At 69.2% G+C, this 19,324-nt stretch carries 12 protein-coding genes; 6 read left to right on the forward strand and 6 right to left on the reverse strand.

Annotated features, from left to right (window positions below; genetic code table 11):
- Positions 1 to 85: 85 nt before the first annotated feature.
- Positions 86 to 3,061, reverse strand: coding sequence for an SEL1-like repeat protein (locus AC07NS_RS17205; RefSeq protein WP_494605149.1), 2,976 nt, complete (start codon positions 3,059 to 3,061; stop codon positions 86 to 88).
- Between the two features lie 201 nt (positions 3,062 to 3,262).
- Here AC07NS_RS17205 and AC07NS_RS17210 point away from each other — a divergent pair, with 201 nt between their 5' ends.
- Positions 3,263 to 3,475: a hypothetical protein gene (locus tag AC07NS_RS17210; protein ID WP_110119342.1), complete on the forward strand. Its 213-nt coding sequence runs from the start codon at positions 3,263 to 3,265 to the stop codon at positions 3,473 to 3,475.
- Here the strand turns inward: AC07NS_RS17210 and AC07NS_RS17215 are convergent.
- Positions 3,450 to 5,108, reverse strand: coding sequence for a phosphatidylglycerol lysyltransferase domain-containing protein (locus AC07NS_RS17215; protein ID WP_494605151.1), 1,659 nt, complete (start codon positions 5,106 to 5,108; stop codon positions 3,450 to 3,452). The genes AC07NS_RS17210 and AC07NS_RS17215 overlap by 26 nt on opposite strands.
- A 190-nt stretch (positions 5,109 to 5,298) precedes the next feature.
- Here AC07NS_RS17215 and AC07NS_RS17220 point away from each other — a divergent pair, with 190 nt between their 5' ends.
- The 5 genes from AC07NS_RS17220 to AC07NS_RS17240 all read left to right on the forward strand — a co-directional run bounded on the left by AC07NS_RS17220 (position 5,299) and on the right by AC07NS_RS17240 (position 9,899).
- A complete protein-coding gene (locus tag AC07NS_RS17220; protein WP_494605152.1) occupies positions 5,299 to 6,507 on the forward strand; it encodes an acyl-CoA dehydrogenase family protein in 1,209 nt (402 codons plus the stop codon).
- Positions 6,508 to 6,537: 30 nt separating this feature from the next.
- Positions 6,538 to 7,149: a 2-hydroxychromene-2-carboxylate isomerase gene (locus tag AC07NS_RS17225; RefSeq protein WP_494605153.1), complete on the forward strand. Its 612-nt coding sequence runs from the start codon at positions 6,538 to 6,540 to the stop codon at positions 7,147 to 7,149.
- Position 7,150: 1 nt separating this feature from the next.
- Positions 7,151 to 8,293, forward strand: coding sequence for an acyl-CoA dehydrogenase family protein (locus AC07NS_RS17230; RefSeq protein WP_494605155.1), 1,143 nt, complete (start codon positions 7,151 to 7,153; stop codon positions 8,291 to 8,293).
- 83 nt (positions 8,294 to 8,376) lie between these two features.
- On the forward strand, positions 8,377 to 8,880 hold the full coding sequence (locus tag AC07NS_RS17235; protein WP_494605157.1) for a pyridoxamine 5'-phosphate oxidase family protein: 504 nt from the start codon (positions 8,377 to 8,379) through the stop codon (positions 8,878 to 8,880).
- 344 nt (positions 8,881 to 9,224) lie between these two features.
- Positions 9,225 to 9,899, forward strand: coding sequence for a Crp/Fnr family transcriptional regulator (locus AC07NS_RS17240; RefSeq protein WP_494605159.1), 675 nt, complete (start codon positions 9,225 to 9,227; stop codon positions 9,897 to 9,899).
- Positions 9,900 to 10,115: 216 nt separating this feature from the next.
- On the opposite strand, the gene pyk is transcribed toward AC07NS_RS17240, so the two are convergent.
- From pyk to AC07NS_RS17260, 4 genes are all read right to left on the reverse strand, one after another.
- On the reverse strand, positions 10,116 to 11,546 hold the full coding sequence (gene pyk / locus AC07NS_RS17245) for a pyruvate kinase (RefSeq protein WP_494605161.1): 1,431 nt from the start codon (positions 11,544 to 11,546) through the stop codon (positions 10,116 to 10,118).
- 28 nt (positions 11,547 to 11,574) lie between these two features.
- Positions 11,575 to 14,052, reverse strand: a complete 2,478-nt coding sequence (locus tag AC07NS_RS17250) for a glycoside hydrolase family 3 protein (RefSeq protein WP_494605163.1) — start codon at positions 14,050 to 14,052, stop codon at positions 11,575 to 11,577.
- A gap of 393 nt (positions 14,053 to 14,445) precedes the next feature.
- Positions 14,446 to 15,954, reverse strand: coding sequence for a tryptophan halogenase family protein (locus tag AC07NS_RS17255; RefSeq protein WP_494605165.1), 1,509 nt, complete (start codon positions 15,952 to 15,954; stop codon positions 14,446 to 14,448).
- Positions 15,955 to 16,029: 75 nt separating this feature from the next.
- Positions 16,030 to 19,053, reverse strand: a complete 3,024-nt coding sequence (locus AC07NS_RS17260; protein WP_494605167.1) for a TonB-dependent receptor — start codon at positions 19,051 to 19,053, stop codon at positions 16,030 to 16,032.
- Positions 19,054 to 19,324: the final 271 nt, after the last annotated feature.

The following is a 19,324-nucleotide window of genomic DNA, read 5'->3' on the forward strand; positions in this document are numbered from 1 at the left end:
CTCGGGGATGCTCCGACCAAATACGAAGACGCCCCCGGCACTTGCGTCCCGGGGGCGTCGTCTGGATCGGGTGCTGATCTCAGGCCTAGTAGGCCGAGAGGCGCTTCAGGGTCTCGCCGTCCAGGCCGCCGGAGGTCGGCAGGCTCTGGTCGCGCTGGAAGGCCTGGATGGCCATGCGCAGGGCCGGCGACGACGCGCCGTCCTGCGGACCCTGGTAGTAGCCGAGGCGCGACAGGGCGCGCTGGGCGGTGGCCATGCCGGCCGACGGCGCGGCGGCGGCGGTCGCCACCTGGGTCGTGCGCGGCGCGGCGGCCAGGCGCGAGCGGAACGACTCGGCAGAGCGTTCGGCGATGCGCTGGCTTTCCGGGGTCAGCTGGCCGCGCAGGCGGGTGGCCTGGGTGCGGGCCTCGCCGTCGCCGGCGCGGGCCGCGATCAGGTACCAGCGATAGGCCTCGGCAGGGTTCTGGGCGACGCCCGTGCCCTTCTCGTACAGCCGGCCCATGTTGAACTGGCTGTCGACCAGGCCGGCCTCGGCCGCCTTGCGGAACCAGTTGGCCGCCGTCGTCCAGTTCTGCGGACCGCCCTGTCCGCGCGAGGCGAACAGGCCGACATTGTGCATGGCGCTGGCGTCGCCGCCCTGGGCCGCGCGCTCGTACCAGCGGCGGGCCTCGGTCGGATCCTTCTTCAGGCCGCCCTCGCCCATCTCGTACATCTTGGCCAGCACGAACTGGGCCTTGGGCAGGCCGAGATTGGCGGCCTTGCGCAGCGGGGCGATGCCGGCGCGGTCCTTGGCTTCCAGCAGGCTGACGGCGTCGGCGAACAGGGCCTCGCCGGTGTCGGCGGCCGGCTCGGCGGCAGGCGCCGGCGTCGGCGCGGCGGCCGGCGCGGTCGTCGTTTGCGAGACCGGCGTCACCACCGCCATGGCCACGCGCGGCTGGGCCGGGGTGGTGTCGGCTTCGGCCGACTTGATCTCGACGTCCGAGGCGCGACCGGCGATGGCCTTGGCCACACGGTCGTTGACGCCGACGCCATCGCGATCGGTCTTCAGGGTGGCGGCGGCCATGCCCACGCCCAGCACGGCGGCGCCGCCCGAGACCAGCAACGCCGCGACCAGGGTCGACGAGGCGCCGCGCTTGGACTTCTTGGGCAGGGCCTTGCCGAAGCCGGCGAACAGCGACTTGGCCGGAGCCTTCTCGGGCTTGGCGGGCTTGATCTTGGCCTTGCTCTCGGCGCCGGCGGCCGCGGCGCGGGCGGCGGCGCGGGCCTGCTCGATGACCTCGCGGGTCGACATCGGGCGGGTCGCGACGGGCGCGGCCTGCGGCTCGGGATCGAAGGCGTCGGCCTCGAAGGCCGGCTCGTGGACCGGCGGGGTCACGGCGAAGCCGTCGGCGGCCTCGAAGTCCTCTTCGGCGAAGCCGGGCGCTTCGGGCTCCTCGATCGGGAAGTCCGGCTCGAACGCGGCGGGCGCGCTGAAGGCCGGGGCCGGAACGGGCGCGGCGGCCGGCGGGAAGCTCGGCTGCGGGAAGGTCGGCTGCTCGAACACGTCCTCGCTGACGGCCTCGCCACCGAACGAGAAACGGTCCTCGCCGAAGGGCGAGTGCGCCGCGGGCGCCTGACGGACCGGGGCCGGCGCGGGGGCCGGGGTCTCGGCCAGGCGACGCTGGGCGTCGGCCAGGCGGGTGTCGATCTTCTCGCGGGCCTCGTCGAGCAGGCGCGCGGTGCGCTCTTCCGACTGGCGGATGCGGTCGATCAGTTCCTGCGAGCTGCGCTCGGCGCGCTGGTTCAGGCGGTCGGTAACCCTAACCACCTGGTCGCCGACGTCGTCGATGGCCAGAGCGTTGCGGCGCTCCGAGGCGCTGATGCGCTCGGCCAGCTTCTCGGTGATGCGGGCGATCTCGACGCCCAGCTTCTCGAGGGCCTCGGCCTGGACGCTGTCGTTGCGATTGAGCTTGTGCTCGACGCTGGCGGCGATGCGCGCCACCTCGCCGCCGACCTGCTCGATGGCGTTGGCCTGGCGGGCTTCCGAGGTCTGGATGCGGCGATTGAAGGCGTCGGCCAGACCGACGACCTCGCGACCCATGCGCTCGATGGCCTGGGCCGAGCGCTGCTCGGCCGCCTGGATGTGGGCGGTCATCTCGCCCAGCTTGCGCTCCATGCGGTCGAAGCGGCCGTCGGCCGTCTCGCGCAGCTTGGCGGCCATCTCGACGCGGGCGGCCTCCATCTTGGCCGACAGGCTGCCGGCCAGTTCCTCGAGGCGCTTCTGGGCGCTGCCGCCATCGCCCTCGACGGCCGACAGGCGGTTGTCCAGGGCCGAGAACGAGCCGCCCAGCGCCTGCAGCGCCTCAGCGGTGCGGGCCTCGGCGGCTTCCAGGCGCTCCTGCAGACGAGCGACGACTTCTTCCACCACGGCCGAGGCCGGAGCGGCTTCTTTCGCCGCCACCTTGGCTTCCAGCGAGGCCAAGGTCTCGCGAGTGCGGCTTTCGCCTTCGTAGAGGTGATTGGCCACGCGGCCTACGGCGCTTTCCAGCGCGCGCAGGGCCTCGGCCGAGCGCGGGCCGGCGGCCTCGTTCTCGATGCGGCGCAGGCGTTCGGCGTTGCGGTTCTGGTCGGTCTTGATCTCGTCGGCCAGCCCCTCGAAGCGGGCGGCGACGGCGATCTGCTCGCGCTCGGAATTGGACAGGCGCTGCAGCGCGCCGCGCACCGACTGGTCGATGCCGGTGATGGCCTGGGCCGAGCGGGCCTCGGCGGCCTCGATGCGCTGGGTCAGGCGGTCGAGCGCGGTGGCCATCCGGCCCACCTCGTCGGCGGGATGTTCGGGAGCCTCGATGCGCGGCGGCGCTTCGGCGCGGTCGGCCTCAAGGTAAATGGCGCGGCCGTTCGAACGGCCAGTATCGTTAACGGGATCGGCGGGCGGAGCATCGAAACCGGCGGAATCGCCTTCGATGATCATCCGGTTCAGCCACTCACCGAGGGTCATGCCCGAGCGACGGGCGAGGTCCTTGGCGACCTCCCGTGCTTTCGGGTCGATTCCCTTTACGCTCCATGGAGCCGCGGCAGTCATGCGAATCGTTCTCCCCGCACCTGGGGACCCACGCTAGTCACCGATTCCTAGCGTGTAAACGCGACCGAAACGCTAGATGTAGCGTTCCTGTGGACAGGTTAACAGACACAGTTACCAAGGTATGTACAGAGGATTCGGTTCCCGTGTGTTAACGCACATTAACCTATTGCCAGGCCGATTGTCGCAGGCCATTTCGCGGCCATGGACATGATCCCGACCCTGATCGCAGGCGCGACGACGATCGCCCTGACCGTGCTTTTCGGCTGGCTGGGCGCGCGTCCTTCCAACCCCGCAAGGGGTCCGCGCATGGCGCCGTGGCGCCCGCTGATGATGGTGACGGCGGTGGCGACCCTGCTTCTGGCCGCTCACGCGCTCAATCTGCTGGGCTTTAAGACGGGCGACCCGCGCTATTAGGTCGCGGCCGCTTGGTCAGTCCGGAGACCCCTCCGGACGACATCAGGCCGATATCGGCGAGCAGGAACGGGATCGCCCAGCGACGAGGTGCCGCAATGTAGCGCGGCTGCCAGACCGGATCGTACTTGTCCTTGTAGCGCCGCACGCCCTGGAAATTGTAGATTCCCTCGCCGCGCTCGTAGAGCAGACGGCCCACGCGCGACATGATCGGGGCCAACGGCCGGTCGTCCAGGCCCGCCAGCGGGGCCATGCCGAACTCGAACGCCGTATAGCCCTCCGCCTTGCCCCACTGCAGGAGCTCGACGAACAGGTAGTCCATGATGTTCTTGGGCGCCTCGTCGGAGTAGCGCATCAAGTCCATCGAGAACGAGGCCTTGTGGGCCGTGGTCCACAGGGTGGCGAAGGCGACGATGCGGCCTTCCGAGCGCACCAGGGCGACCGGGAACTCGGCGACGTAGCGCGGATCGAAGCCGCCCATCGAGAACTGCTTCTCGCCGCCGGCGTGGTGGGCCAGCCAGGCGTCGGAGATCACCCGCAACTCGGCCATCACCGTCATGGCCGCGCCGGCCGGGATCATCTCGAAGGTCGCCCCGCCCTCGCCGGCCTTGCGCCAGTTGCGGCGCAGGACCTCGCGACGGCGACCGGCCAGGGAGAAGCTCTCCAGCGGCACCACCGCGCTCTCGCCGGTCTTCTGGATGGCCAGGCCCAGGTCCACGGTGTCAGGCAGGTCCTCAGGGCCGAGCGCGTAGAAGCCGGCCCGCGCCGCGTGGGCGTCGGCCAGTTCGCGGAAGCGCCAGAACAGCTCCATGCGCTCGTCGTCGCGGCCCACGGGCGGTCCCATGGCGATCCACGAGCGGCGGCGTACGCCGAACATCAGGAAGCTCTCGCCCGAGGCCGAGAACAGGAAGCGCTTGTCGCCCAGCAGGGCCAGGTTCGAGGCCGGCTCGGCGGCTTCGGCCTTGGCCAGGATCGCCCGCACGCGGTCGAAGTCGGGATCGGTGTCGTCCACGACCGGCGGCGTCGCCGGGGTGGCGATCAGACGCCACAGGCCGATGCCCATCAGCACCACCGCCGCGGCGATCGACGAGCGGATGGCCCGCGCGGCCTCCTTGTCGCCCATGATCCGCATCCACGAGCGGTCGGCGTATTCGGTGTGATGGAACATCCACCAGCCCAGGAAGGCCGCCCCGCCGATGGCCGCGGCCGCCGACAGCAGCCAGCCGGGCGTGATCTCCATCCGCGACAGGGCCGCCTTGCGGGGGAAGGCCTCGTGGAACGGCACGATGGCCAGGAAGAAGGCGCTCAGCATCGCCGTCTCTTCCCAGTTCAGACCCTTGAAGATCGCCAGCACCGCGCCGGCGGCCAGCATCACCAGCGTCGCCCACCAGGCCGCGTCCAGCCGCGCGCGCAGGCCGAAGGCCAGCAGCACCAGCACCAGACCCAGGATCGACGAGACGAAGTGGCTGATCTCGATCAGCGCCGACGGCGCGAAGGCCAGCAGGATGGCGAAGCGCGTGGGTTCCGACGGCGTCGCGCCCGAGGCCAGCAGCAGCACGCCGGCCGAAGCGGCCAGGATCGCCGCCAGAGTCGGCGCGATCGCCAGGGCGGCGGGTCTCAGTTCTGGCGCGGACATCAAGACCCCTGATCGGCGAATCCCGGACCGGGAAACGTCATCGGCGCTTCTATAACGCCTTAGGGGCGCTCCCGTCGCGCATCGCGATGCGAACGATCGTTTGAATCGACTTGCTCCCAGCGTTCCGTGGCGTAGTCTGCCCTCCGAAGCGGGCCGCCAAGCGCCCGAGACGAACCAGGGAGCCCCCGCCATGGCCGATTTCGGCGCCACCGAACTCGACACCTTCCGCGCCGAGACGCGCGCCTGGCTGGAGGCCAACTGCCCGCCGTCCATGCGCACCCCGATGGCCGACGAGAAGGAAGCGCCCTGGGGCGGCCGCAAGGCCCAATGGAAGAACCCCGACGCCAAGCTCTGGCTCGACCGCATGGCCGACAAGGGCTGGACCGCGCCGATGTGGCCCAAGGCGTACGGCGGCGGCGGGCTCTCGAAGGCCGAGAACAAGGTGCTGGAGCAGGAGCTCCGCCGCATCAAGGCCCGCCCCGCCCTGATGAGCTTCGGCGTCTGGATGCTGGGCCCCGTGCTGCTGGAATACGCCACCGAGGAGCAGAAGCAGCGCTTCCTGCCGTCGATCGTCCGCGGCGAGACCCGCTGGTGCCAGGGCTACAGCGAACCCGGCGCCGGCTCCGACCTCGCCGCCCTGCAAACGAAATGCGAGGACAAGGGCGACCACTGGCTGATCAATGGCCAGAAGGTGTGGACCAGCTACGCCGACCAGGCCGACTGGATCTTCTGCCTGGTGCGCACCGACACCGCCAAGAAGCACGAGGGCATCTCGTTCGTGCTGTTCGACATGACCTCGCCCGGCGTCGAGGCCCGCCCGATCAAGCTGATCAGCGGCTCCTCGCCGTTCTGCGAGACCTTCTTCGACAATGTGAAGGTCCCAAAGGAGCAGCTGGTCGGCAAGGTCAACGGCGGCTGGGAGATCGCCAAGCGCCTGCTCCAGTACGAGCGCCAGAACATCAGCGCCTCGGGCTTCGGCGGAAACGCCGGGCTCGACGTGGCCGAAGCCGCCAAGACCCATGTCGGCGTCGACAGCGAGGGCCGCATCGCCGACGGCGACCTGCGCACCCGCATCGCCGCCCACAAGATGGACGCCCACGCCTTCCTGCTCACCGTCCGCCGGGCCGAGGCGGAGTCCAAGACCGGCTCGGGCCCCAGCGCCGCCGTCTCGATCATCAAGTACGCCGCCGCCAAGATGAACCAGGAGCGCACCGAGCTGCTGGTCGAGGCCCTGGGCCTGCAGGGCCTGGGCTGGGAGGGCGAAGGCTTCACCCCCGACGAGATCGCCGCCCTGCGCGCCATGCTGCGCGCCAAGGGCAACTCCATCGAGGGCGGCACCAGCGAGGTGAACCTCAACGTCGTCGCCAAGCGCGTGCTTGGCCTGCTGGATCACCAGTGAGACGCTCCCGCTGACGCTGGGAGAAAGCTCATGATCGAGTTCTGGTACGAGTTCGCCTCCACCTACTCCTATCCCGCCGCCATGCGGGTGGAGGCCCTGGCCGAGCAGGCCGGGGTGGCGGTGCTGTGGCGGCCGTTCCTGGTCGGGCCGCTGTTCCACGAGCAGCAGGGCCTGACCGACAGCCCGTTCAACGCCTTCCCGGTCAAGGGCGACTACATGTGGCGCGACCTGGCGCGGGTCTGCGACCGCGAGGGCCTGCCGCTGCATCACCCCAGCCAATTCCCGCGCAACGGTCTCCTCGCCGCCCGCATAGCCATCTGCGGGCTGGAAGACGGCTGGACCCCGGCCTTCAGCCGCGCCGTCTACCAGGCCAACTTCGTCGACGACCTCGATATCTCCAGCCCCGAGGTCCTGGCGCCTCTGATCGCCAGTGTCGGCGCTGGACCTGAGCACGTCCTGGCCGCCGCCCAATCGGCGCCGGTCAAGGACCAGTTGAAAGACCACGTCCGCCAGGCCCGCGAACGCGGCCTGTTCGGCGCCCCTTCCTTCGTCACCGCCGACGGCGAGCTCTTCTGGGGCAACGACCGTCTCGAACAGGCCCTCGAATGGGCCGTCCGTCATCAAGACCCGGAGCAAGCCTGACATGGCCGTCCTGACCGAAGAACAGACGATGCTGCGCGACGCGGCCCGCAGTTGGGCCCAGGAGAGCGCCCCGGTCTCGGCCCTGCGACGCTTGCGCAACGAGGGCTCAAAGCAGAGCTTCGACCCGGCCGCCTGGGGCGAGATGGGCCAGATGGGCTGGGCCGGCGTGGTCGTGCCCGAGGCCCATGAAGGCTCGAGCTTCGGCTATCTGGGCCTCGGTTTGATCCTGGAGGAGACCGGCAAGACCCTGGCCGCCTCCCCGCTCCTCTCCACCGCCCTGATCGCCGCCAGCGCCCTGGAACTCGGCGGCTCCGACGCCCAGAAGGCCGCCTGGCTGCCGAAGATCGCCGCCGGCGAGATCGTCGCGTCCCTGGCCGTCGACGAGCACGCCCACCACAACCCGACGCGGATCGGGACGGCGACGAAGCTCGGCCATAAGGAGTTCGGCGGCTACACGATCAACGGCGCCAAGACCTTCGTCCTCGACGGCGAAGCCGCCGACCTGCTGATTGTCGCCGCCCGCACCTCGGGCCAGAGCGGCGAAACGGACGGGATCACCCTGCTGCTCGTTCCCGGCGACGCTCCGGGCGTCACCCGCACCCACCTGGCGCTGGCCGACAGCCGCGGCGCGGCGCGGATCGAGTTCAAGGACGTGCAGGTTCCCGCCGACGCCGTCCTCGGCCAGGAAAGCCACGGCTGGGCGATCCTCGAGCCCGTGCTCGACCGCGCCTATGCGGGGCTGGCCGCCGAGATGCTGGGCACGGCCACGGCCGCCTTCGAGATCACCCTCGACTACCTGAAGACCCGCACTCAGTTCGGCCAGGTGATCGGAACCTTCCAGGCCCTGCAGCACCGCGCCGCCAAGTGGTTCACCGACCTGGAGACCACCCGCTCCTGCGTCGAGGCGGCGCTGGAGGCCTTCGACGCCGGCGCCGACAGCCGGGCGCTCGCCTCCCTCGCCAAGGCCAAGGCCAGCGAGGTTCTGCACCTGGCCTCCAACGAGATGGTCCAGATGCACGGCGGCATCGGCATGACCGACGAGCACGACGCGGGCCTCTACATGAAGCGCGCCCGCGTGGCCGAAGCCCTGTTCGGCGGGGCCTCGTTCCACCGCGACCGCTACGCGCGGCTGATGGGGTTCTAGACGAGGCGGGCGGGACCTTCACCCTAGGAACCGCCCTCCCCGCGACCGGTTCTCCTGCCTTACCGCAAAGCGCAGGAGCCCCCATGAGCACCGATCCCAACGACAAGGCCGCCGTCGAGAAGCGTCTCTGGAAGGAGATCGACGACGCCCGCTTCGGCATGCTGGGCCTCGTGCACAGCCACCAGCACTTCCAGCCGATGACCGCCTTCGCCGAGCCGGAGGACGGCGCGATCTGGTTCTTCACCCGCGACGACACCGACCTGGCGCAGGCCGTCTCGGCCGACGGCGGCGACGCCATGTTCGTGGTCCAGGCCAAGGACGGCGATTTCCAGGCCTGCATCGGCGGCCGGCTGAGCCGCGACCACGACACCGCCCGCATCCAGCGCTGGTGGTCGCCCGTGGTCGCCGCCTGGTATCCCGACGGCAAGGACGACCCGCACCTGACCCTGCTGCGCCTGAACGCCCGCGACGCCGAACTGTGGATCTCCAAGGGCGGCGCCGTGCGCTTCGCCTGGGAGATCGCCAAGGCCAACCTCACCGACAGCACGCCGGACCTGGGCGACCGGGCCCATATCGGCATCGCCTGACGTCCGACGACGGACGATCAGCGAGACCCGGCCGCGCCGCCCGACGGCGCGGCCTTTTCGTTGCGTCACCTTGCGACCACCCCTTGATTTCTTTGTAGTTTCGCCGGTGATCAACACTCTTTGTCGGGAACCCGACATAAGCCATATAGTCGGAGCTATTGTAAGCCATATGGCCGCAATATAGCCCCATCTCGATTTACTTCCGGCGGCGCCTGCATTGCGTCGGCTACCTGACAGCGCCGCACCCCAGTCCTGCCTATAGCTTGCAACCCTTGCCGCAAGCCGGCGTTCGATTCGCCATGACAGGGCCTTTACACCCCTTGAAGAACCGTCTGCTCGCTTCCTTGTCCCCCGAGGACTTCGGCTACATCGCCGCCCAGCTGTCCCATCAGGACCTGGAGAAGGGGAAGCTGCTGTACGATCCCGGCGATCAGATCGACACGGTCTACTTCCCGCACGACTGCGTCATCTCGCTGATGACGCTGATGGAGAACGGCGCGGCCATCGAATCCGCCACCGTCGGCCGCGAGGGCGGCCTCGGGCTGATGGCCGCCATCTCGCCGCGCCAGTCGCTGTCGCGCGCCATCGTCCAGGCGCCCGGCGGCGTCTCGCGGATCAGCGCCGCGGCCCTGCGCGAGGGCGTCGAGCGCAGCCCGCTGCTGCGCGCCCTGATCGAGCGCCACAACGAGGCGCTGTTCGGCCACGCCATCCAGTCGGTGGCCTGCAACGCCCTGCACGCGGTGGAGGCCCGCTTCTGCCGCTGGCTGCTGGGCTTTCGCGACCGCATAGACGTCGACACCATAAGCCTGACCCAGGAATTCCTGGCCGACATGCTGGGCGTCCAGCGCACCACGGTCACCGCCGTGGCCGGCGCCCTGCAGGCCAAGGGCCTGATCCGCTACCGCCGCGGCGTCGTCGACATCCTAGACCGCCCGGGCCTCGAGGCCATCGCCTGCGAATGCTACGGCGCGGTGCGGAAGGGGTATGAACGGCTGCTGCCGGAGCCGTTCGGATCCTGATCGCAGGTACGCCCTTAGACCACCTCTCCCATAGGGAGAGGGAGGGGCCCATGCGCAGCATGGGAGGGTGAGGGGTTACACCATTGGCGGTCCCATCCCTTCCCTCTTCATTCCAGCCAAAAGAAAAGGGGCAAGCCGGCCAGCGGCTTACCCCCTCACCCTCCCACGCCTTCGGCGCGGGCCCCTCCCTCTCCCCATGGGAGAGGTTGGAAATTGCTACCGCTTACGCACCGGGAACGGCGCGTGCGCCAGGCGCAGCAGGTTGGCCGCCCCCGGCGCGCCGAAGGGCGTGCCGGCGACGATCAGGATGCGCTCGCCGGGCTTGGCCAGGTCCAGCTCCAGGGCCCGGGCGGCGGCGTCGGTGGTGACGACCTCCAGGCTGTCGGGCTGGGCGCTGACGCGCGGCTCGACGCCCCAGACCAGGGCCATGCGCCGCACGGCCTCGATCTTCGGCGACAGGGCCAGCACCGGCTGCAGCGGCCGCTCGCGCGCCAGACGACGGGCGGTGGCGCCCGTGGTGGTGAAGGCCACCAGGCACTTGGTCGAGCCCGACTTGGCCGCGCCGGCGGCGGCGACCACCAGCACGTCGGCGTCCTCGTCGACATGCGGCTGCTCGGCCTGCATCAGCTCGGGCCAGCGCGGGTCGCGTTCGACGCGTTCGATGATGCGGTTCATCATCGCCACCGACTCTTCGGGATAGTCGCCGGCCGCGCTTTCGGCCGACAGCATCACCGCGTCCGCGCCCTCGTAGACGGCGTTGGCGACGTCGGAGGCCTCGGCCCGGGTCGGGGTCGGCGAACTGGTCATCGACTCCAGCATCTGGGTGGCGACGATCACCGGGATGCCGCGCTCACGCGCCGCCCGCAGGATCTCCTTCTGCGCCACCGGCACCTCTTCGGGCGCCATTTCGACGCCGAGGTCGCCACGGGCCACCATCACGCCGTCGCAGAGATCCAGGATCGGACCCAGGGTCTGCAGAGCCTGCGGCTTTTCGATCTTGGCCAGCACCGCGGCGCGGCCTTCGACGATGCGGCGCAGTTCGGCCATGTCTTCCGGCGCCTGCACGAACGACAGGGCGATCCAGTCGACGCCGAGGCGCAGAGCGAAAGCCAGGTCCTCGCGGTCCTTCGGCGTCAGCGGCGACATCGGGATGATGACGTCCGGCACCGCCACGCCCTTGCGCTCCGACAGCTTGCCGCCGTTGACGACCGTGGTGTTGGCGTAGCCGGGGCCGGCCTCGTTCACGGTCATCCGCAGCTTGCCGTCGTCGAGCAGCAGGGTCGCGCCCGGCTTCATCGCCGTCAGGATCTCGGGGTGGGGAAGATGAACCCGCGTCTCGTCGCCCGGGGTCGGGTCGGAATCGAACCGGAAGGCCTGGCCGGGCTTCAGCTGAACCGGACCGTCGGCGAACTTGCCGACGCGCAGCTTGGGCCCTTGCAGGTCGGCCAGGATGCCCAGCGGACGACCGACCTCCGCCTCCGCCGCGCGGATGGCGGCGTAGACGGCGGCGTGGGTCTCGTGGGCGCCATGGCTGAAGTTCAGCCGGAACACGTCGGCGCCGGCCTTGGCCAGCTTGACGATCATTTCCGGTGAGGCCGAGGCCGGACCGATGGTGGCGACGATGCGGGAACGACGCGCGCGGATCATGCGGCCGCTCCTTTGTTATTTTTGGGGGTTATTTGGGACAGAAAGCGTCGCCCTCGTTGGACGCCAACTGGATTTCGGTGAGCGAAATCGTCAGCGGCCCCGAGGTGCTCAGGCCGAACGGAGAGGAAACGTGCGCCATTTGGGCGCCCGCCGCCTGGAAACAGGAAAGTTTGATCTTGGCTGTGCGCCATTCGCTGTTTTTCAAACCTGACAACGTTGACGTTACGTCTAGCCGTCCACCGCAGGATTCGCCACAACCGACAGTCAGATAAACCGGCGCGGTCGGCGCCTTGTCGACCCGCCAGCGCACCATCACCGCCATGTCGCCGGTGGTCTGACGCGACAGGTCCACGGGCGGCCCCTGCACGGCCAGCAGGCCTTCGCCCTCCCCGGTCCAGGTCGCCTGGCGGCCGTTCTCCTGGGCGTCGGCGTCGATCGTCTTGACCGCCCCCGCGCCCGAGAAGCTCAGCATCCACGGCGCCGGAACGCGGCCGGCCACGAAATAGCGGTCGACGCTGGCGGCGGTTCCCAGGTCGCCAGCGTTCTCGGATAGCGCTCCGACCTTGGCTGGCTTGGCGTAGCTGAGGCCATAGCCATAGGCGAACTGCGGGTCGTAACCGGGCTGGCCGCGGTTCAGCGGGCCCTGGTCGGCGCGCTTGGGCCAGCTGAACGACAGCTTGCCGGTGAAGTCGCGTTTGGACTTGCCGCCCTTACCGGCGACCAGCACGTCGGCGACGCCGCCGCCTTCCGAGCCCGGCAGCCAGGCCGCCACGAAGGCGTCCGAAGCGTTGATCTCGGGGTTGGCCCACAGCGGACGGCCCGACAGGAACACCGCCACGACCGGGATGCCCTGCGCCTTCAGCTTCTTCAGCAGCTCCAGGTCGGTCTTGCCGTTCGGCTGATAGGCCAGATTGGCCACGTCGCCCTGGAACTCGGCATAGGGGTCCTCGCCGAACACCACGATGGCGACGTCGGGCTTGGCCCCCGAGAACTTGCCGTCCTTGGCCAGGGTGGCCTTGCCGCCGGCGGCCTCGACCGCCTCCTTCAGCCCGCCCCAGATCGACTGGCCGTTGGGGAAGTCGGCGTTGGTGTTGCCCGTGCCCTGCCAGGTGAGCGTCCAGCCGCCCGAGGCCTTGCCGATGTCGTCGGCGGCGCCGGCCACCAGCACGTTCGCGCCCGCCTTGATCGGCAGCACGCCGTCGTTCTTCAGCAGCACCAGCGATTTCGCCACCGCCTCGCGGGCGACGGCGCGGTGATCGGCCGAGCCCAGGCGGTCGAACTTGCCCTGCACTTGCGGGGCGACGCGGTCGAACAGGCCGGCCTTGACCTTCACCCGCAGGATGCGGCGCACGGCGTCGTCCAGCCGCGCCATCGGGATCTCGCCCGACTTCACCTGCTTCAGCGTGTTCTCGTAGAGGCCCTTCCAGCTGTCGGGGGCCATGTACATGTCCAGCCCTGCGTTCATCGCCTGCGGGCACGAGACGTTCGAGCAGCCCTGCAGCTGGCCGTGGGCGTTCCAGTCGCTGACCACGAAGCCCTCGAAGCCCAGCCGGCCCTTCAGCACGTCGGTGATCAGGGTCTTGTTGCCGGTGATCTTCTGGCCGTTCCAACTGGAGAACGAGGCCATCACCGTCAGGATGCCGGCGTCGATGCTGGGCGGATAGACCTGGGCGTGGACGGCCACCAGTTCTTGCTCGGAGATCAGGGCGTCGCCCTGGTCGCGGCCGTCATGGGTGCCGCCGTCGGCCAGGAAATGCTTGGCGCTGCCGGCGATGCGGCCCGCCGCGATCGGCTTGCCGGCCACGAGCTTGCCTTGCAGGCCCAGAGTCATCGGACCCGAATAGCTGGCGACGATCTCCGGATCCTCGCCATAGCCCTCGTAGCTGCGGCCCCAGCGGTCGTCGCGGGGCACGGCCACCGTCGGGCCGAAGGTCCAGTCGCCGCCGGCCACCGCCACCTCTTCAGCCGTCGCCTGGCCGATGCGTTCGATCACGCCCGGATCGCGCATGGCGCCCAGGCCCACATTGTGCGGGAAGATCGTCGCGCCGACGATGTTGTTGTGGCCGTGCACGGCGTCGATGCCGAACAGCAGCGGGATCGGCGTGCGGCCCGGCCGCTTGGCCAGCGCTTCCTTGCGGTAGGCGTCGATCAGGTCGGTCCAGGCCTTGGGCGTGGCGCGGTCGTTGCCGTCCGGGGCCGAATTGCCGCCGGCCAGGATCGAGCCCAGCGGATAGGTCGCAAGGTCGGCCGGGGTCATCGAGGCGATGTCGCCCTGGATCGTCTGGCCGACCTTCTCCTCGACGCTCATCTTCTTCATCAGGTCGGTGATGAAGGCCTCGGTCTTGGCGTCGGTGATGCTGGCCGGGCTCTTGGCCGCCGGCCAGGCCTCGGGATGGGCGGTCGTCTGCGGGGTGGTCGCGATCAAGGGCTGGGCCAGCACGGGCGCGGCGAGGCCCACGGCCAGGGCCGGCAGCGAGGCGCGAAGAAGCAGACGACGAAGGTTCATGGCGGGGCCCCTGGATCGAGAGACTGGAAAGCGGAAAAGAACGGCGCGGCGGATCCGCCGCGCCGCAGTGGGAGCAACCCCTTGCAGGAGGGGTCTCCAGAGGTCCGCCCGACGACCGGGGGGGACCGGCGGCCGTCGGGCGTCATCCCCACCGACGCAAGGCGTCGGCGCTGGAGCGGGATGAAGACGATGCACTCAGGAGGGCCGGGCGCGGTTTCGCGCCGCACGGCCCCAACGGTTTCCTTCCCTTGTTTCTTTTCGATCCGCCGCGCCGAGAGCCTGTCGAGCGCTCGGCGATAGCGGTCACATGAGCCAGACACCATGAATTGACAGCGCTGTCCATCCTCTTTTGACGTCCACGAAAACCTCTCCGCCGGATCGTCTTTTCACGGCTCAAGCCGCCGGCCGGGCCCGTGCGGCGATGGCGTCGAGCACCGCGTCATGGCTCGCCGCCTCGGCCACGCCCTGCGCCACCCTGCCCCGCCAGCCGGCCAGCCCGGCCCGCGTTTCGGCGAGGTTGGAGAAGTTCACCAGCGGGTCATAAGCCGCCGGCCGCACGCACATCCCCTCCAGCACGTAGAACCACGACAGGTCGGTGAAGAGCTCGCCTGGCCGGAACGGGATGCGGCCCGTGCCGCGATAGAGCTCCAGCCGCTGCGCCAGGGTGTCGGGGATCGCCGCCGTCCGCTCGCGCCAGAACGGCTCGTCGCGGCGGGTGGGCTGGTAGTGCAGGACGATGAAGTCGCGCGCGGCCTCGTATTCGGCGATCAGCCCGTTGTTGTAGGCGGCGATGTTGGCCGGGTCGAAATCCTTGTCGGGGAAGTGGTCCAGCAGCTTCATCAGGCCGCTGGTCACGAAATGGATGCTGGTCGACTCCAGCGGCTCCAGGAAGCCCGACGCCAGGCCCAGGGCCACGACGTTGCGGCTCCAGAACGCCTTGCGCCGCCCGCCCGTGAACCGCAGGAAGCGCGGCTCCGACAGCAGCGGCCCAGCCTCGCGGGTGAGATCGGCCAGGGCCTCGTCGTCGCCGACATGGGCGCTGGAATAGACATAGCCGTTGCCGGTGCGGTGGCGCAGCGGGATCCGCCAGCGCCAGCCGGCCGGCCGCGCCGCGGCCTGGGTGAAGGGCGGCGGGTTCGGATCCCGCGCCGTAAGCCCAGCCACCGCCCGGTCGCAGGGCAGCCAGCGGCTCCAGTCCTCGTAGCCGGTCTTCAGCGCCTCCTCGATCAGCACGCCGCGAAAGCCGCTGCAGTCGATGAAGAGGTCGGCCGCCAGATGGCCGCCGCCCTTCAGGGCCAGGGCCTCGACGAAGCCGTCATCGCGCAGCACCGCGCCCTCGACCTTGCGCTCCAGCCGCTTGACACCGCGCCGCTCCGACCAGGTCCGCAGGAAGCGCGCCACCAGGCCGGCGTCGAAATGCAGGGCGTGGCGCAGGCCGCCGCCTGGCCCCACGCCGCCGGCCCGGGGATCGGCGAAGGCCATCCTGCCGGCGTCGCCCAGAGCGGCCGACAGATTGTAGGCCTCGACCCGGGGATCATCGCCCGCCGCCCGCAGCCGGTGCCACATGTTGTGGAAGGGCCGCCGGTCGATCGTGGGCCCGAAGGTCCCGAACGGATGCCAGTAGCGTTCGCCGGGCGTGGTCCAGTCGTCGAAGCGGATGCCCAGCTTGAAAGTCGCCTCGGTGGCGACCATGAACTCGGCCTGGTCGATTTCCAACAGCCGCAGGAAGTCGACAATCGGCGGGATGGTGGCTTCGCCCACCCCCACGGTCGGGATGTCGGCGCTCTCGACCAGGGTGATCGAGGTTCCCGTCCCGCGCAGCACCTGGGCCAGGACGGCCGCGGCCATCCAACCCGCGGTGCCGCCGCCCAGAATGGCGATGGAGCCGATAGCGCGATCCATTGCCCCCTCCCCGCTTGCTCTCAGGAACAAAAGAACGCCGGCGGCGGCTTGCAGCCCGCCGCCGGCGCAGGGTGGTTAGAGGCCCAGCTTGAACCGCGCGCCCAGCACGATCCGGCGATCGCCGGTGGCGTAGCGGAACGGCAGGTTCTCCCACTGCAGGTAGCGGCCGGTCGGCTCTTCGGTCAGGTTGATGCCCTCCAGCACGATCTTGATCGCCGGGGTCACCGCATAACCGACCTGGGCGTCGAGCTGGCCATAGGCCCGCTCCCAGGTGCCCAGGCTGTGGCGGTCGGTTCCCGAGCCGAACGAGAAGTCGCCCTGGTAGCTCTTGTCGCGCCAGGCGTAGGACACCCGGGCCTCGAAGCCGTGGCCTTCATAGTAGCCCTGCAGGTTGAAGGCGTGCTTGGCGACGCCCGGGATCGGCAGGTTGCTGTCGTAGTCGTTCGACTTCTCGGTTTCGGAGTCGGAGTAGGTGTAGTTGGCGTTGAAGCCGAACCCGTTGTCGAAGGCGTATTGGGCCGCCAACTCGATGCCCTTGATGCTGCCGCCCTCGCCGTTGATCGGCTGGGTGAAGACGCCAAGGGTCGCCCCTTCGACCGAGCCGTCGGCCACGGTGCGCGGCGCGGTGTCGTTCTGGATGAACGAGTCGACGCTCTTGTAGAAGAAAGCCCCCGACACGATGCCGCTGGCGCCGAAGTAGCGCTCATAGGCGATGTCGAACTGCGAGGCGCGGTACGGGTCCAGCTGAGTGTTGCCGCCGGTGCCGTTGGTATAGAGGAAGCGGTCCAGGTTCGGACCCGGCGTGGTGCTGCGGGTGTAGTTGTAGGACGCGCCCTGGCCCAGCTGGAACAGGTCCTGGCGGGAGACCACGCGGGCCGCCGAGACGCGCACCTTGTCGGTGTCGTTGACGTCGAACACCGCGCTCGCGCTGGGCAGGACGTCGGTATATTCGCGCGTCGTCTTGAAGTTGTCCGGATTGGCGATGACGCCGTTCCAGCTATCGGTGCCCCAGTACCACGGCACGGCCGGCGTATCGCTGGAGTCGATGGTCAGCTCGGTGCGGACCACGCGGACGCCGGCGTTGACGTGATAGCGATCCTCGCGACCGCCCAGGTCGGCCATGGCGTAGCCGGTGGTGGTCTTTTCCTTGATCCGGAACGACTGGATCGGATCGACGAACTTCTTGAACGGCGTCGAGGAATAGAGGCTCGACAGCCAGGCCACCGGATTGCTCATCTGGCTGCGGTTCTGGAACAGCGCGCTGATGCCGCCCACCGTCAGGGTCTCGAAGCGCTCGGGATTGCTCGCCGCGGTCTGGTACGGCGTGATCAGCGCCGGCGAGTCGCCAAAGCGGCCGCCCGCCGAACAGGTCGGACGCCCGGGGGTGCCCACCGGCAGGTTGCACGAGGCGTAGCCGATGGCACCGTCCTGGAAGTAGCCGTACGGGGTCCAGTCGCCCAGGCCCAGGGCGTGGGCGTTCAGCTCGCCCTTCACCGAATAGTCGGCCAACAGCTGCCAGAACTCCGAGTCGATCTTGCGCTCGGCGTAGCGGGCGCCGGCGCTCAGCAGCAGGTTGCCGCTCTCGCCGAATTCGGGACGGAACTTCAGGTCGCCGCGGATCGAGGTGTTGTCGATCTGGGTGTCTTCACCAAACACCCAGTGCGACTTGGCGAACACGCTCGACGGCGTGGTGAACTGGGCCGGGTTGGCCGGGGTGAACCGCGGGTTGTCGCCGTTGGTGTAGCTGTAGGTGAAGGTCGCCGGCGCCGTGGCGTTGGGCACCAGGCCCGCCGCCGTGCCGTTGCGCACGGTGTACTGGGTGTAGCGCACGTCGTTGTTGGCGCTGGAGCTCTCGTAATCGGCGGTCGAATAGGCCGCGCGCACGCTGCCGCTCAGCCGCCCGCCGTTGTCCCAGTTCAGGGCGAACTGGAAGTTGTCGGTCTTGGCCTCGGAGTTCTGGAAGTAAGAGGTGCCCTCGGCCGAGTTGGCGGTCAACGTGCCGCTCTGCAGGACGCCGTTGCTGTCCTTGGTCAGGCCGACGGTCGAGTAGGTGGCGTTCTCGTTGGCGAACGGGAACTTGATCGAGGCTTCGCTGGTCTCGATCTTCAGGTCCGAGTGGAACCAGTCGGCCGTCAGTTGCAGCGAGTCGGTCAGGGCGAAGTCGAGGTTCAGCGAGGCGCCCAGGCGCTTGCGTTCCTGGTCGCGATAGGTGGCGTAGCGGTATTCCGGCGACCAAACATCGACCGGCGCGGCGGCCGTGGCGCCGTTGGTCACGCCAGTGATGGCGCCGGCCGAGTTGCGGATGTACTGGCCATTGCCGTTCACCGCGTCGCGGTCGTTATAAGCCCAGCCGCCGCGGTTCTCGCCGCCCAGCACGTCGGTGTGGATCTCGGTCTTGTCGTACGAGAGCGTGCCCAGCACGGCGAAGCGGTCGCTGAACTTGTAGCCCAGCACCAGCGAGCCGGTCGGGTTCCAGTCGGTGTCGCCGGCCTTGTTGCCGCGCAGGTCGCCGGCGATGGTGATGTCGTCGCGCAGGGACCGGGCGTTGCGGGTCTTCAGGTTGACGACGCCGCCCAGGCCGCCTTCCAGCAGCGAGGCGTCGGGCGACTTGTAGACATCGACCCCGCCGATCAGTTCGGACGGGATGCCTTCCAGCGAGTTGGTCTGCTTGTCCTTGCCCTCGCCCAGGCGGAACAGCTCCAGGCCCGAGACGAAGATGTCATTGTTCAGGACGGTGACGTTCTGGTCCAGACCGCGGATGCGGACCTTGGTGCCCTGGCCGTTCTCACGGTCGATCTGCACGCCGGGCAGGCGCTGCAGCGACTCGGCGATGTTCTGGTCGGGGAACTTGCCCATGTCCTCGGCGGTGACCGACTCGATGATCAGGTTCGAGTTCTTCTTGGCGTTCAACGCGCTCTGCAGCGAGGCGCGGAAGCCGGTGACGATCACTTCCTCAACTTGTGATGGTTCTTGCGCCGCGGCCGGAGCCGCCGCGTCGGTGGCCGCGGTCTGGGCCAAGGCCTGGCCCGCGCCCAGCAGGACGACCGTGGAGGCCGCCGCCATCAGCGCGGCCCTGGTCGCGTAAGTCTTCGAAATCATGAGCATTCCCCTAGATTGCGGCCGCAGAGAGCCGATCTCCGCCGACAGCGTCGACGCAGTGAGTTCGCCAAGTTTTCGGGATGCCTTGCGCATCCTCCCTTGTTCTCCGGCCCTTCTCGGGAGCCGGCGACTGCAACCTATGAGTAATGCGACAGCGCTGTCAATGGACAACGCTGTCAATCGCGTAACAAAATTCGCTTTCTGTAATTGTACGACTTATCCGCTAAATACGTCAGCCCTTGCACCATAAGGTGGCGCACCGTTCGCCCTG

The sequence above is a fragment of the Caulobacter sp. GW821-FHT10A10 genome (assembly GCF_059415745.1).

Bases quoted from the DNA above. Each gene is read 5' to 3' on its own strand.
- AC07NS_RS17205 (WP_494605149.1), bottom strand. From the start codon at position 3,061: ATGACTGCCGCGGCTCCATGGAGCGTAAAGGGAATCGACCCGAAAGCA.
- AC07NS_RS17210 (WP_110119342.1), top strand. From the start codon at position 3,263: ATGGACATGATCCCGACCCTGATCGCAGGCGCGACGACGATCGCCCTG.
- AC07NS_RS17215 (WP_494605151.1), bottom strand. From the start codon at position 5,108: ATGTCCGCGCCAGAACTGAGACCCGCCGCCCTGGCGATCGCGCCGACT.
- AC07NS_RS17220 (WP_494605152.1), top strand. From the start codon at position 5,299: ATGGCCGATTTCGGCGCCACCGAACTCGACACCTTCCGCGCCGAGACG.
- AC07NS_RS17225 (WP_494605153.1), top strand. From the start codon at position 6,538: ATGATCGAGTTCTGGTACGAGTTCGCCTCCACCTACTCCTATCCCGCC.
- AC07NS_RS17230 (WP_494605155.1), top strand. From the start codon at position 7,151: ATGGCCGTCCTGACCGAAGAACAGACGATGCTGCGCGACGCGGCCCGC.
- AC07NS_RS17235 (WP_494605157.1), top strand. From the start codon at position 8,377: ATGAGCACCGATCCCAACGACAAGGCCGCCGTCGAGAAGCGTCTCTGG.
- pyk (WP_494605161.1), bottom strand. From the start codon at position 11,546: ATGATCCGCGCGCGTCGTTCCCGCATCGTCGCCACCATCGGTCCGGCC.
- AC07NS_RS17250 (WP_494605163.1), bottom strand. From the start codon at position 14,052: ATGAACCTTCGTCGTCTGCTTCTTCGCGCCTCGCTGCCGGCCCTGGCC.
- AC07NS_RS17255 (WP_494605165.1), bottom strand. From the start codon at position 15,954: ATGGATCGCGCTATCGGCTCCATCGCCATTCTGGGCGGCGGCACCGCG.
- AC07NS_RS17260 (WP_494605167.1), bottom strand. From the start codon at position 19,053: ATGATTTCGAAGACTTACGCGACCAGGGCCGCGCTGATGGCGGCGGCC.